Raw genomic sequence first — 14,015 nt, forward strand, 5'->3', positions numbered from 1 at the left:
TTTATCTAACTAAGTACGACTTTGAATATTAGGGCAATTGGATGCAACACCAACTTATCTATCCCTTGACTCATTCCCTAGCATCTGCTGTTACCCATTCTGTAGTAGAGAATGGGGTTTTGATTTAGGTGTGTTTCCTTTGGGATATTCCCAGCGATCGCAAATTTTCACAAATTACATCCAATGGAGGTTAGCGGACTCGAACCGCTGACATCCTGCTTGCAAAGCAGGCGCTCTACCAACTGAGCTAAACCCCCATAAAATTAAAATAGTCGGTAACTTTGGTTGTCGAAGTTAATTGTAACTTATATTGTTCCATTACTAAAGGGATGAAGCCAGAAAATATCCAAGTTGTTGCAGCACTGTATAAATTCGTCAAACTGCCAGATTTTGCCGAGAAACGAGATTCTCTACTGTCTTACTGCCAAGAGCAAGGTGTCAAGGGGACAATTTTGTTGGCACAAGAAGGCATTAACGGTACAATTGCGGGTTCGCGTCAGGCGATTGATTCTATTCTCTGTTTTCTGCGTACTGACCCCCGTTTAGCAGACCTAGAGTCTAAAGAGTCCCATGCCGAAACCCCGCCCTTTGAGCGGATGAAGGTGCGGTTGAAGCCAGAAATTGTCACTTTGGGATTGCCTGAAATAGATCCAAATGAGCAAGTTGGCACTTATGTCAGTCCCCAGGAATGGAATGATTTGATTAGCAATCCTGAAGTAACCGTGATTGACACCCGCAATGATTATGAGGTGAATATCGGTACTTTTCAAGGGGCAGAAAATCCTCAAACTGGCTCATTCCGAGAATTTCCCGATTATGTGCTACGCCACCTCGACCCAACTAAACATAAAAAAGTTGCTCTGTTTTGTACCGGTGGCATTCGCTGTGAAAAAGCTTCATCCTTCATGCTTGCCCAAGGCTTTGCAGAGGTCTATCATCTCAAGGGCGGAATTCTCAAGTATTTGCAAGAAGTTTCAGCAGAGAAAAGTTTATGGGAAGGAGAATGTTTTGTCTTTGACGAGCGGGTGGCCGTTAGTCATGGGCTGGAGAAAGGGAGTTCTGAGCGGTGCTTCAGTTGTGGGTATGCGATTTCTGAGGAAGATAAGGCATCTGACAAGTATGAGGAAGGTATCTCCTGTGCTTATTGTTTTGATAGCCTCACCGAAGAAAAAAGAGTGCGTCAACAGAAAAAATGGCAGCACTACCAAACCCAAGTTGCTAATTCTAAAAATCGGGATGTTAGTAACCTATAACTACTTTTCATAACCAAGATAAAAGAAGTTTACTCCTCAAAATTTGGGGTTTTTGAGGAGTGAACTTTGGGGTTTTCAAGCTAGATTTTTATAATTCAGAATTTAAGGGCAAAATTACAGTAAATGTCGTGCCGACTCCAACTTGACTTGTGACGCTGATTTGACCCCTGTGAGCATCAACGCACCTTTTAACAATTACTAACCCCAATCCAGTACCTTGAATTGATTGGACATTTGAGGCTCGGTAGAATGACTCAAAAAGTCGAGCTTGGTCTGGTTCAGGAATTCCTAGACCTCGATCTTGAATAGAAAAAATTGCTACTTTCTCAATGGGATCGCATATTAAATCAAGCTGAATCTTGCCACATCTTGGAGAATATTTAACCGCGTTTGAGAGGAGATTCCCGAACATATAATGTAAGAGTCCTTCATCCATTACAGCATCGGTACGAGCGCTATGACAGGTAAAAACAATTTCACACACGTTATTTTCAACAATAGAAAAATCTTTGATTAACTCTCGACAAAATTCTTCTAAATTAAGAGGAGCAGGGTTATATACAAGTTTTTCGGACTCTGCTCGACCCATAAACAGAACTTCTTCCATGAGCTTTTCTAAAGATTGCACAGCACCTTGAATTCGTTTTAAATAAATACCCCTTTTTGCATCTGTCAAATTTGCTCCTTGCATTTCTATCAGTTCTACTGCCGTTTGAATCACAGTTAGGGGATTACGGAACTCATGAGATACAGTAGAGATAAATAAGGACTTGAGACGGTTAAGTTCTTGCTCCTTTTCCAATGCTTGCTCTAGCAATTTTGTTTGCTGTCGTTCGCTAAGATCCCAGAAAACAACTACTACACCATTTATTTGGTCAGGTCGTCCCTTAAGTGGGGAAGCACTATCGCCAATTGGAACTCTTTTTCCATCTTTCCTAATCAGATATGTGAATTCTTCTAAATAAACAACCTGTTGTTCCCGCAGCACTTTTGTGATTGGGTTTTCTAATATAGTATCTGTAACTTCATTGACAAGATTAAAAATCTTCGTCGCCTCATTTCCTAAAGCATCTTTTTGCTGCCAGCCAGTCAGCGCCTCAGCTGCGGGATTTATGAATGTCACTTCTCCCTGCTCATTTGTAGCGATTACAGCATCACTCATCGAGTTTAAAAGGGTTGCTAACCGATCTCGATTCTCCCGCAATTCACGCTCTAACTGGTGTTGTAAAAGGCCGATTTCGATCGCTATTCTTAAATCTTTTGTCGTAAATGGTTTAACGATGTATCCAAAAGGTTGAGTAATTTTGGCTCTTTCTAAAGTACGATCGTCACCATAAGCAGTTAAAAATATTACAGGTACGTCTAACTGCTCACGAATCTTACTAGCGGTAGCAATACCATCCATCTCACCTTTAAGAATAATATCCATTAATACTAATTCTGGTTGAGTTTCCGATGCCTTGGCAATGGCAACTTTTCCAGACGAAGCTGTTCCCGTAACAATATAACCTAGTTGACTGAGTTGGCTAGCAATAGTTCTAGCCACAATCACTTCATCTTCAACAACTAAAATCCTAGCTTGACCCATTTGATATTTACTGATGCAAAGTTAACTGCGTGAATTGGATTTTGAATACTGTTCCCCGATTGCGTTCTAGAGTAATATCGCCTTCTAATTGTTCTGTAACCAAGTCATATACTAACGACAGACCCAAAGAATCAGTATTTGTCCAATCTAAATTATCTGGTAAACCAATCCCATTGTCTCTAATCGTCATCTCGATGTTATTGCCAATATTACGTAAAGCAATACTTATTTTTCCTGCTTGTTGATTAGGGAAAGCGTGTTTGAGGGCATTAGAGATTAATTCGTTGATAACCAGTCCACAGGCAATAGCTTGGTCAACATTCAAACTTACCGAATCTATATCAGTTTCTAGAACGATTTTTCCCGGCCATATTTGATAGGAAATGAGCAAACTTGCTGCTAAATTATGGATATAGTCACCTACATCAATTTGTCCGATATTCGCGGAAGTATACAAATTTTTATGAATTAGAGATATTGACTCAATTCGGTTTTGGCTTTCTCGAAGAACTTTGATTACTTCTGGATCTTTGAGAGTTTGAGACTGGAGTTGTAAGAGACTAGAGACAATTTGCAAATTATTTTTAACTCGATGATGAACTTCTTTTAACAGGACTTCTTTTTCAGCTAAGGCATGTCTTAACTTTACTTCAGCTTTTTGTCTTTGAACTAGTTCAGTTTGAGCTTGCTCAAAGATGCTAGATTGTTGAATTGCGATCGCTAATTGGACTGTAAGTTGATCGAGCAAATCTAATTGATTTTCTTCCCACTCCCGGAAACTAGAGCATTGGTGAGCAATCAGTAAACCCCAAATATGAGAGCCAGGGTTTTTAGAACTCACTTCTAGTAAAATGGGCACGACTAAATTCGCTTTGACTTCAAATCGTTCTAACAAGCGAATATGGCAATCAGTTAGTCCAGCTTCATAAATATTAGCGATCGCTCTTTTGCGTCCCTGATAATACTCCACTCCCGCGCCTGTTTGAAAACACGTATCATGAATCTCTACGCTCAAAGAAACTGTCCATCCAGGTTCCACCGACTCCGCCATAATTGTGCCGATCATCTCTGAGTCAAACTGATAAACTACTACTCGATTAACCCCAAGTAAATCTCGAACTTCTTGAACTGTTGCATTTAAAATATCTTGGAGATTTAGAGATTGACGAATCCGTTGAGCAACCGTTCGCATCAATTGTTCGCGTTCGGCTTGAGCTTTTAGAGCCAGTTCAGTTCGCTTACGTTCTGTGATATCTTGTCCAATACCAATAATTTGACCATTTGAAAGTTTAACATTAGTCCAAGATGTATCTAATAAATCACCATCCCGAACCTGAGTTCTAAAGTCACCCCAATTGCGTTGTGCAGACTGCATAAAATTAATCACATACTGTCGATATTCAGCATTAGGATATAAGGCTTCCAGCACATTGCTAGTTTGAAAGCCGTTAAATTTCCAGCCCAAAACACTTTCCCATTCTTGGTTTACCCATTGGAGTTTGCCATTGGCATCAATGAGTGCAATCATCAACGGGATACTTTCAAAAATTTTCCGCAAAAACTCATTTTGTTCTTGAAGTTTAGTTTCTACATTTTTGCGATTTGTAATATCATAAAATACTGTTAAAATGGCTGTTTCACTATTGAATTTTAAATATTGCAAGGAAGCAATCGCCCAAAAATCAGTTCCGTCTGCCCTCTTCAATTTAAGTTCATAATCTTGAAGAGAATCATTTTGATTAAGAGCTTCTAACATGGCTTCTAAATCTACTGAATTATGGTATAAATCTAAATTCTTGCGATTCACCAAATCTTCAGATGAAAATCGAAATGTTTGCATTAGCTCCGAATTAGCATATAAAATCAAACCGTCAGATAGACGCGAAATAATTAATGGAATAGGAATTGCTTCAGAAATAACTCTAAATCTCGCTTCACTTTCTTGAAGGGTTCTTTCTATACGTTTATATTTTGTGATGTCTCGGATATTAACCAACCGAGCATTGTAACTGGCATAGCTTATTGTATGTGTGACAATTTCAACATCAATAATCTGTCCGTCTTTTCGCCGATGTTGCCATTGTCCAGCGAAATGTAAGCTAGTGTGCTTTTGTCTTAAATATTCTCTGAAAATAGGCACATCTTCTGGAGTGCGAATATCAGTTATTCGCATTTGTAAAAACTCTTCTCGTGAGTAACCGTAGTGGATAACAGCAGCTTCATTTACATCTAAAAATTGCAGGGTATTCTGGTTATATACCCACATTGGATTAGGATTTTTAGAGAAAAGAAGATTAAAACTTCTTTGGCTATCATCAATTACTTTTTGCCGATGTAATTCTAAATACCTGATTGTTTGTCGAGCTAGCTGTTGTAAAACTACTTCTTCTTTAACAGTCAAGTTTCGCGGTGCAAAATCAATTACACAAAGACTACCCAATGCAAAACCGCTTGAGCTAATTAAGGGAACTCCCGCATAAAAGCGGAAATTAGGATTGGATATTACAAGAGGATTTGTCGCCAATCGTTCATCTTGCAAAGCGTCCGGGATGATTAATATTTTACTTTGCAAAATAGTATAACTACCAAAAGAAATACTTCGAGGAATTTCCGATGTTGTTACTCCAATTTTTGACTTGAACCATTCCCGTTCTGTATCAACTAGGCTAATCAGAGCGATTGGTGTTTCGCAAAGGTTAGCAGCTAATTGAGCAAGCTCATCAAAAATTTCTTCTGGTGGCGTATCTAAAATTTGATACTGGTTAAGTACTTCTAGCCTTTGACCTTCATTTTCAGGAAGTAGCATTATTGATTGTGTGAAAAAGGTTTGTAAAGTTTCATATTTGATTTGCTTTAATCTCAAAATAAAATTAATTATTATAAAGTTTACGAAATTAAAATCGGATTTTTCTTAATAAAATGGGATCGTTTATTTTTGGGAAATGCCTTTTACTCCATAACATTGTTAAGATATTTATTTTTTTTCAAAATAATTTACTCTATGTGAATAGGTACTTGAGGTTGCTTAAAGGTGGGTTAAAAAAAACGTTATATTCCCTACCAGTATTTTTATCAAACTATTGGCAGTTTTTGCAACATACAAAATCGACAGATGAACCATTTGCTGTCAACTATCAATAAAGCAATTTCAAAAGCATCTTGGGCATCAAGCCCTTTCCAAGGTCTACTTTAACGATAGCAAGAGTTCTAAGGTTAACAAATTCTACATTTCTGGATTTTTGTCAGCATACATAAGTAGTACTAAATAATACTTTCGATAGAGGGGCGAATCAGCAATAACTAGATTCTAGATAGATACACTCACATCACTAATTTATTTAAGATGATCCCAAGAATAAATGATTAGGAATGTAGTCATGGCTGAACAAGAAAAACAGAAATCTGATAATAAAGAAGGTACGCCTACGGCTTCTGGTGGCTACCAAACCCCCATTGAGGAAGGTATCCGCAAAACTGGCGATGCTGAAAAGAGTGATGCTAAACCCAGTGCTACACCAGAAGCACCAGGAGAGGATTCTGTAGCAGGTAGCCCCAATCAGGGAACCGAGTCACGTTAGATTGGTTTGGACTTTCCCAAGTTTCAATAGTCTAATTGGGTTGTTTCTACTAACGCGCATTTAGTAAAATTTGAGTGGACAGTTGTGGTTTAGATCGCGATTATCCACTCATTTTTATTGTGTGAGAATCGTTTTCAGGGAGGATGAAGGCTGATGTGGTAAAGTGCGTAGGCGTAGCCCACCGGAGGTATCACTTTTGTCTCATGGCATTTTTAGTAATTATTATACTACACCTAGTTATTTAATTATGAATTTGATATTTATATTTCTAAGTATAATATCTGAAGTTTATTAGCACAGCCTTGAATAAAAATCATCTATCCCTGAAATCTCCTAAACTTCATGATTCTTAATAATTTAGCTTCCTCTCGTGGCTGACAGAAGTCCCACAATCCCATAGGCTGATCTTAAAGTGGTAATTTTCACTTAGTCGTTAATAACTACCCATACAGATAATGCCCCTGAAAATCGTCCAGAACTTTGATAGCAGTTTTACTCTTGAAACACAAGCTCAAGAAACTCTATTCAATTTATTGACAAGCGTTGCTTTCTTAAATCAAATTAGTCAACAGTTGCAGTGCGAGCAAGTTAAATTTACTGAATTACTTTTCCAACCAGTTCCTTACAGCTTAACTACCACTAAAGGAATGCCAGCCGAGTTTGAAAAGTATCATGAATCTGATGAATATGCCATCATCAATGTACCGCCAAATTTCATGTTCATTGCTAAGATTTTTAAACCAAGTCGCCTTTGTGCAATTTACCAAAAAATTGGTAATAGTTAATTTTGAAGATAAATTTTTCCTAATAGGCAAATAGTAAGTTTGATATTTGATGTATGGCTCTTGAAACGAATCTTTCTTCTTTAGCAACCTTGGAATATATTCCTTACATTGACGATCGCGGGCAATTACCCGAACAATTTCAGAGTAAGATTGGGGTATATGCTATCTTTGACCGAGAAAAAGTGCTGCAATTTGTGGGCTATTCTCGTGATGTTTATCTAAGCCTGAAACAGCATTTAGTCCGTCAGCCACAGCATTGCTATTGGGTCAAGGTTCAAACTATTGAACGCCCTAGTCGCACAATTTTAGAAAATACTGAAAATGCTTGGATTGCTGAAAATGGCAGCGTGCCTTGGGGAAATGGGGATAACAAGGAAAAATGGACGCATCCCATTGATGTAAAAGTTATTATGACACCTGAAGAACAGGCGAAATATCAAAATCCAGCGAATGATGAATTAGCACAAATAAAAATTCTTAAAAATGTGGCGCGGAGAGTAGAAGCAGAAATTTCAACACAATTGCTAGAAGTGCGGGGTTTACAAATGCAAATTCGCTTTAATCCTAAATTGAAAGAAGAAGGTTTGCTAGATTTGAAATGAAGGTTGTTTTGGGGAAAACTAACTATAAACATGAATATCGCTTATAATCTCCCATGACAATACAGCTGCTGAACGATCGCTATCAAGTTATCCGCACACTGGGCGCTGGTGGGTTTGGTGAAACCTATCTAGCAGAGGATACCTATATGCCCTCAAAGCGCCGTTGTGTGGTTAAACAACTAAGACCGATTCACAACAATCCCCAAATTTACCAGTTAGTGCAAGAGAGGTTTCAACGCGAAGCAGCAATTTTGGAACAACTCGGCGGCGCATCTGACCAAATTCCAGCATTGTATGCCTACTTCTCCTCTGGCGGACAATTTTACTTAGTTCAGGAGTGGATTGAAGGCGATACCCTAACTGGAAAAATTCAAAAGCAAGGGCTATTTAGTGAAAGCGCTGTCCAGGAATTATTTATGAATTTGTTACCCGTCCTGGATTACGTTCACTCTAAGCATATCGTTCACCGCGATATTAAACCGGATAACATCATTGTGCGCGATCGCGATGGTAAACCAATACTAATTGATTTTGGCGCTATCCGCGAATCAATGGGAACAGTGGTGAATTCTCAAGGCAATCCTACCAGTTCCATTGTGATTGGGACACCTGGTTATATGCCCAGCGAACAAGCCGCAGGTAGACCAGTATATTCGAGTGATTTATACAGTTTAGGAATGACGGTAATTTATTTGCTGACTGGTAAACAGGCGCAACAACTAGAAACCGATTCCCAGACGGGTGAAATTGTTTGGCGACAGTATGCGAGTCATGTTAGCCCGATCGTAGCAGGAGTAATCGACAGAGCGATCGCATATCATCCGCGCGATCACTACCCAACAGCCAGAGCAATGCTGGATACTTTGCAGAACATAGCAAATCCCATTCCAGCGACGCAACCCCTCTTGACTCAACCCACTATAGTCTCTGCACCACCACCTCAGACAGTACCTGCTAAACCACAGCCTAGCGCTCAAAGTAATAGTCAGAATAATCTCCTTATCGGCAGTTTAATCGCAGGTGGGTTGATTGGTGCATCTGTGATTATTAGTCAAGTCTTAACAAAACCTACTCAATCTACAGCAGATAAAACGGTATTACCTTCAGAAACACCATCAGCGATCGCAAGCCCGGTGATAGAAACTCCGATTATACCAACGAACCCATCTGTTCCTACTCAATCTACACCTTCCCCAGCTACATCAATATCGCCAGTAGCTACCACGACCGTCAACAATTATTTCTGGCTTTCCGAAAGACTTGTAACTGATGCAGATTTAGAGGGTAAAGACGGTTTTGACCTAGATATTATGCGAAATTCGATTTTTGCCCAGCACGGTCGTCGTTTTGATACTCCTGGATTGCAAGATTACTTTGATAAGCAACCTTGGTATAACCCTATATATTCAACAAAATCATTTCCAGCTAATTCGCTGTCAAAGTTAGAGCAAAAGAATGTAGATTATATCGACAAATATCAAAATCGTTCCGGCTTGAGATATTTTAAGAAATAAGCTTTTGATTATTATACCATTTTACAAAATACCTGATATATTAGCAGGGGCGTACTTCTGTATACTGGTATCAATATAAGCCCCAAAAATAGAATTCACGACTACACAAACTCTCGTCTACTTCTGAGGACTAAGGGAAAATCAAGGTTTTAAAATCTGCCTATGTGGGTTTTGTTTGTATTGATGCAGTTTCTAACCGCCTTTTTGTTAAGTTGACACCATTACATTAACTGCTGTACGTTCTTACACCTACTGCAAATATTCTTGTAAATGCTATAAGTCGTAAGTGTATTAGCTTAGACCTATCAAACAATTTCTTGCTACTTATTAGATAATATCTAGGTTAGTTAATGTAACATATTGCACAGACTATTATATGTTTTATGGTCTAAAATCGCTAGATATTGCAGGCTAATCCTAGCGAAGTCTATATGGAGTCAGAACTAGACTATTTTTTTATCCCTGAAAATCCGTCTCTAGATACTAGTCAGTTTCAGAACCAGGCATTTATACATAATATATAAATTTGCTATTTACGATATTAGCAATCCATAATTTAAAGAAATGCCATTTTTATATTTTCTTTGTTATTTTGTATTTAACGGGACAGTTCTTCCTGATTTGGTGGGTTTAAATAACAATTAGTTAAACCATTTACCTCCAAAGATGCATGTAAATTCTTTGAGTTGAGCTTATTTTGCTTCTTTCTTTACAAACAAGCAAAATGCAAATTGACTAGAGAAATTAGATGGTAATACTCCCAATCGGCAAATAGTTCATCTACACAAGGAAAACCTTGCCTAAAACCATGCTTAAAACAAAGAATCGGCGCATTTTTCTATCTGCTTTTATTCCACCTTTAGGACAAAATCATCAAGCGGATAGTAAAAGCCAATTAGCTCAACCTAAATTAGATTTATTGCAACCCTTACGTCAATGGCTAGACACAATTGAGATTCAGAATCGGAAATTAGCCAAATTTATTGCTAAACTGATTCCCGCCCAGTGTCCATTCGAGCGTGATATCATGCTTTTTGGTCGCAAAATAGCCCACATTCCACCAATGTGCAAGCTAAATCCGCTTTATAACGAACTTGTGTACTTACGTTTTCGTGCTTTGTGTTATCTAGTAGATCAGTGTGGTGAAGATATTCAATCTTACTGCTGAACATAACTAGAAAAAACACAATATGGAAATTAAAATTGAGCATCAACCCAGACAAGAACGCCTCAATGAATTGGGTGTCTATAAATGGGAAGTTTGGAAAAAGGAAGTCTCAAAATTCCCTTGGACTTATGATTCTCAAGAAACTTGTTACTTTTTGGAAGGTAATGTAGTTGTTACTCCTGATGGTGGACAGCCAGTACAAATGGGTAAAGGTGATTTGGTGATTTTTCCCTCTGGTATGTCCTGCATCTGGGAAATCACAAGCGACGTGAAAAAACATTATTACTTTGATTAGCCAATAGATAAAAGCGATCCCCGTGAACTGACACGTTTGCCATTGGTTTTTGAGGTTAAGATAACTACCAAAATAGTGCCCAATTTTTTGACACATTTGATTGAAAATATAGCTTTCTCCTACAGCATAAGTAATATACACTACTTTGCAACTAAATAAAGTCCACTCCTCCCCAACTCTACCCAATGCCTTGGGGAGGGTTGGGTACTTTTTTTACTCACGAAGTTGAAATATTGAAATATGCTGTAATTTCATCTGTAAGGTTACATAGAACAAGGGGCAAAATCCCCTTGTCTTACTAAGCCTGATTTTGTGTAGTTTCACAAAGAATTAGTATAAGTAAGTTGGCGAGAAAAATTCCATATATATAAAGAAATATAAATTTGAAGTAGGGTACGTTATCCTACGGCATAACGCACCTTGAATTGTTGACGGTGCGCGACAAAGCGCCCTACATTTAAATTTATTAACATAGCTTGAAATATTAGTTTAGCGCCGACTTAGGGACTTCCAAAAAATAAAATATACAGTAGGGTGTGTTAGGCGAAAGCTGTAACGCACCGAGATATCTGGCGGTGCGTTACGCTGTCGCTAACGCACCCTACAAAATTGGATATTTTTTTAATTGGAAGTCCCTTACTTAACTCCAAGTTTTGATCCCCGATGAGAAAGTGGACTTGCTAAATAAACCCCACTTAAGAACGGGAGTATCTAAACCTTGATATGTAAGAATAATCAATAAAACAGCACTAAACTTCTGTAGAATTTGTCCCAATTATCGGTAATTATATCGGGATACTAGGTTTCCAAATTCTGGATTAAAAACTCCCATTGACTCTTTAAAAGGATAGGATTAATGTTATGAGGTAGTCCTTCTAAGGGCACTCTTTAATACATCAAAAAATCATGAGGTATTTCAGATGATGATGATGATGAATGAAACCATGACTGCCGAAATGCAAGCTTGCATGGAAGTTTGTATGGACTGTCACAAGATGTGCATGGAAACCATGACTTACTGCATGGCCAAAGGTGGTATGCAGATGGACAAAAATATGATGAGCATGATGAGCATGATGCGCGATTGCTCTGAGATGTGCATGATGTGCATGAATATGATGATGAGCGGTTCTGAGTTCATGGGACGTACTTGTATGCTTTGCGCCGAAATGTGCGATCGCACTGCTATGGCCTGTGAGATGATGAGCGATGACGCGAAAATGATGGAATGTGCTGCCGCTTGCCGTAAGTGTGCAGACTCTTGCAGAAGTATGCAGATGATGCCCGCATAATTCCCCTACCTCGCAGAAGGTTCTGCAACCTAATATTCAAGCGCTCAGACTCTTTGGAATCTGGGCGCTTGAAGTAAAAACTTGCTTTTTATTAAGGGTAATACTTACTGCTGTGGCGTCCTTGTAGTGGTAATTGTGGGTTAGATTGGCTTGACATTAACGGCACTCGGCCCTTTTTGTCCCTCTACAATCTCGAACTCGACACGTTGACCTTCGGAAACGGTCTTAAAGCCTTCGCTTTGTATGGCAGAAAAATGTACGAAAACGTCTTTACTTCCATCCTCTGGCGTTATGAAACCAAACCCTTTGGATTCATTAAACCACTTTACAACACCTTTTCGTTTTACACGATCTGCGGATATAGAGATATCTGCGAATGGTGTGTCTACGCTTATATTAGCTGCGTATGATGGTGTGCTGATACTAATAACAAGCACAGCAATCAGAGCCACTACAATTATCAATCGACGTACTAAGTGAGAGATTTTTTGCTGGAACAGTACACTCATTACAAACTCCTTGTTGTATAAGGATTTGGAAGTAACATCATATTATTACACTATTTCTGCTCTCAGGGATAGATCCTTTCAGGCTATGAAATCACCAAAATCTCTCGGTGTTGCATAATTGCCGGATGATTTGAGAATTTGGATCAATACATAATCACCGCGTCTCCGTGTCAGCCCCAATCATCCCATTATTCAGCAACGCCAATCTCTCTATCAGACATTTTAGGCACAGTGCATCTCAATACTGCTCGGTTAAGCATTTTTAACTCGGAATCGGGTTTGGGGAAAAGGGTAAAGGGTAAGGGTTAAAGGTTTTTTCTTTCCCTTTTCCCTTTCCCCTTTTCCCCAAAACCCGAGAAGTATTGCGGTGCATCTCTGCGTTCATTCCATCAAAATCAACCGCAGAGGATCTAAACGCACATACCAAGGAAAAGGTTGATCTTTCATCGTCGCCCATTTTTCTTTGAAGACTTCAGCTTGCAGATGGTAATCTTGAGAATTTTTGCCAGCTGAATATAATTTGAGAAACAACGTCATTCGATGGGGCGTTTCACTTGTTCGTACTACCCAACAGGGAAAGGTATTTTCCTGTGATGAGTCGTTGGTAAAAATGAACTGATGGGCACGAATGCCGACGTGGGATAATTCGCTCTTGACAGGTTCAATTACTTGCAGACTACAATCCCAATCAGTCGCTTCTACCTGTTGTGATGACTGGAGAACAGCACGGGAGAAGTTTTTACATCCAGTAAGTTGGGCGACACTAACGGTAGCAGGATGCTGGAAAATATCGTGTTTGCTGCCATAATGAACGGCTTTACCATGCTCCAATACCAACAGATTTGGGCAAATTCGATAAGCTTCTTCCATATTATGAGTGACAAACAGAGTCACTCCTTGGTAGCCAGCTAGAGTTTCTGTCATTTGCTCCTCTAATTGACTACGCAGATGGGTGTCAAGTGCCGAGAACGGCTCATCTAAAAGCAATGCTTCCGGTTGACTTGCTAATGCTCTTGCTAAGGCTACCCGTTGTTGTTGTCCCCCAGAAAGTTGGTGCGGATAGCGATCGCCTAATCCCTGCAACTGCATTGCTAATAATTGTTCTTCTACCTGCACCCTAATACTGCCAGCCGATAGTTTTTTGGGCAAGCCGAAAGCGATATTTTGCGCCACACTCATGTGCGGAAACAGGGCGTAATTCTGCACTAAAAAACCGATGCGGCGATCGCGGCTGGGTAAATTAATTCCTTGTTCTGAGTCAAACAAGACTCTACTATTTAAAACTATGCGTCCACAAGCAGGCGTTTCTATCCCCGCAAGGCAGCGCAAAATCATGCGCTTACCTGCTCCAGAACCCCCTAACAATCCTAAAGGTTGCTCATCAGAAGTAAAAGCAACTTTTAAATGAAAGCTAGAAAGGACTTTTTCAAT

12 protein-coding genes and 1 tRNA gene are annotated in these 14,015 nt (G+C 39.2%); 8 read left to right on the plus strand and 5 right to left on the minus strand.

The annotated features are described in order from the left end of the window. Positions 1–184: 184 nt before the first annotated feature. Positions 185–257 (minus strand) — tRNA-Ala (locus tag CDG79_RS26630). A gap of 72 nt (positions 258–329) precedes the next feature. Here CDG79_RS26630 and trhO point away from each other — a divergent pair. Further along, the gene (gene trhO, locus CDG79_RS26635) at positions 330–1,253 is read left to right on the plus strand and encodes an oxygen-dependent tRNA uridine(34) hydroxylase TrhO (RefSeq protein ID WP_094344815.1); all 924 of its coding nucleotides are present in this window, start codon (positions 330–332) and stop codon (positions 1,251–1,253) included. 88 nt (positions 1,254–1,341) lie between these two features. Here trhO and CDG79_RS26640 read toward each other — a convergent pair whose 3' ends face one another. After that, positions 1,342–2,841 carry a hybrid sensor histidine kinase/response regulator gene (locus CDG79_RS26640; RefSeq protein ID WP_094344816.1) on the minus strand — a complete coding sequence of 500 codons (1,500 nt, stop codon included), beginning with the start codon at positions 2,839–2,841 and terminating at the stop codon, positions 1,342–1,344. Between the two features lie 7 nt (positions 2,842–2,848). Continuing rightward, complete coding sequence (locus CDG79_RS26645; protein WP_094344817.1) at positions 2,849–5,647, minus strand: PAS domain S-box protein; 2,799 nt, start codon at positions 5,645–5,647, stop codon at positions 2,849–2,851. A gap of 571 nt (positions 5,648–6,218) precedes the next feature. On the opposite strand from CDG79_RS26645, the gene CDG79_RS26650 reads away from it, so the two are divergent. The 7 genes from CDG79_RS26650 to CDG79_RS26680 all read left to right on the plus strand — a co-directional run bounded on the left by CDG79_RS26650 (position 6,219) and on the right by CDG79_RS26680 (position 12,075). Further along, on the plus strand, positions 6,219–6,419 hold the full coding sequence (locus tag CDG79_RS26650; RefSeq protein WP_094331830.1) for a hypothetical protein: 201 nt from the start codon (positions 6,219–6,221) through the stop codon (positions 6,417–6,419). 455 nt (positions 6,420–6,874) lie between these two features. After that, positions 6,875–7,204, plus strand: a complete 330-nt coding sequence (locus CDG79_RS26655) for a hypothetical protein (RefSeq protein ID WP_094344818.1) — start codon at positions 6,875–6,877, stop codon at positions 7,202–7,204. Between the two features lie 53 nt (positions 7,205–7,257). Next, the gene (locus CDG79_RS26660; protein ID WP_094344819.1) at positions 7,258–7,806 is read left to right on the plus strand and encodes a GIY-YIG nuclease family protein; all 549 of its coding nucleotides are present in this window, start codon (positions 7,258–7,260) and stop codon (positions 7,804–7,806) included. 53 nt (positions 7,807–7,859) lie between these two features. Beyond that, the gene (locus CDG79_RS26665) at positions 7,860–9,320 is read left to right on the plus strand and encodes a protein kinase domain-containing protein (RefSeq protein WP_094344820.1); all 1,461 of its coding nucleotides are present in this window, start codon (positions 7,860–7,862) and stop codon (positions 9,318–9,320) included. Between the two features lie 808 nt (positions 9,321–10,128). Then, positions 10,129–10,488: a Mo-dependent nitrogenase C-terminal domain-containing protein gene (locus CDG79_RS26670; protein WP_094331834.1), complete on the plus strand. Its 360-nt coding sequence runs from the start codon at positions 10,129–10,131 to the stop codon at positions 10,486–10,488. Between the two features lie 22 nt (positions 10,489–10,510). Continuing rightward, positions 10,511–10,783, plus strand: coding sequence for a cupin domain-containing protein (locus CDG79_RS26675; RefSeq protein WP_094344821.1), 273 nt, complete (start codon positions 10,511–10,513; stop codon positions 10,781–10,783). 920 nt (positions 10,784–11,703) lie between these two features. Beyond that, positions 11,704–12,075, plus strand: a complete 372-nt coding sequence (locus CDG79_RS26680) for a four-helix bundle copper-binding protein (protein ID WP_094344822.1) — start codon at positions 11,704–11,706, stop codon at positions 12,073–12,075. A gap of 140 nt (positions 12,076–12,215) precedes the next feature. Here CDG79_RS26680 and cspE read toward each other — a convergent pair whose 3' ends face one another. Beyond that, a complete protein-coding gene (gene cspE, locus CDG79_RS45585) occupies positions 12,216–12,584 on the minus strand; it encodes a transcription antiterminator/RNA stability regulator CspE (RefSeq protein WP_094344823.1) in 369 nt (122 codons plus the stop codon). Positions 12,585–12,965: 381 nt separating this feature from the next. Beyond that, positions 12,966–14,015, minus strand: a 1,050-nt coding sequence (locus CDG79_RS26690; protein ID WP_143855589.1) for a sulfate/molybdate ABC transporter ATP-binding protein, incomplete at its 5' end; no start/stop codon positions are given.

Origin of the sequence: Nostoc sp. 'Peltigera membranacea cyanobiont' 232 (genome assembly GCF_002245985.1) — a bacterium.
Lineage (GTDB): Bacteria > Cyanobacteriota > Cyanobacteriia > Cyanobacteriales > Nostocaceae > Nostoc.

Coding starts and splice junctions, on each gene's coding strand:
- trhO (WP_094344815.1), top strand. CDS start 330: ATGAAGCCAGAAAATATCCAAGTTGTTGCAGCACTGTATAAATTCGTC.
- CDG79_RS26640 (WP_094344816.1), bottom strand. CDS start 2,841: ATGGGTCAAGCTAGGATTTTAGTTGTTGAAGATGAAGTGATTGTGGCT.
- CDG79_RS26645 (WP_094344817.1), bottom strand. CDS start 5,647: ATGCTACTTCCTGAAAATGAAGGTCAAAGGCTAGAAGTACTTAACCAG.
- CDG79_RS26650 (WP_094331830.1), top strand. CDS start 6,219: ATGGCTGAACAAGAAAAACAGAAATCTGATAATAAAGAAGGTACGCCT.
- CDG79_RS26655 (WP_094344818.1), top strand. CDS start 6,875: ATGCCCCTGAAAATCGTCCAGAACTTTGATAGCAGTTTTACTCTTGAA.
- CDG79_RS26660 (WP_094344819.1), top strand. CDS start 7,258: ATGGCTCTTGAAACGAATCTTTCTTCTTTAGCAACCTTGGAATATATT.
- CDG79_RS26665 (WP_094344820.1), top strand. CDS start 7,860: ATGACAATACAGCTGCTGAACGATCGCTATCAAGTTATCCGCACACTG.
- CDG79_RS26670 (WP_094331834.1), top strand. CDS start 10,129: ATGCTTAAAACAAAGAATCGGCGCATTTTTCTATCTGCTTTTATTCCA.
- CDG79_RS26675 (WP_094344821.1), top strand. CDS start 10,511: ATGGAAATTAAAATTGAGCATCAACCCAGACAAGAACGCCTCAATGAA.
- CDG79_RS26680 (WP_094344822.1), top strand. CDS start 11,704: ATGATGATGATGATGAATGAAACCATGACTGCCGAAATGCAAGCTTGC.
- cspE (WP_094344823.1), bottom strand. CDS start 12,584: ATGAGTGTACTGTTCCAGCAAAAAATCTCTCACTTAGTACGTCGATTG.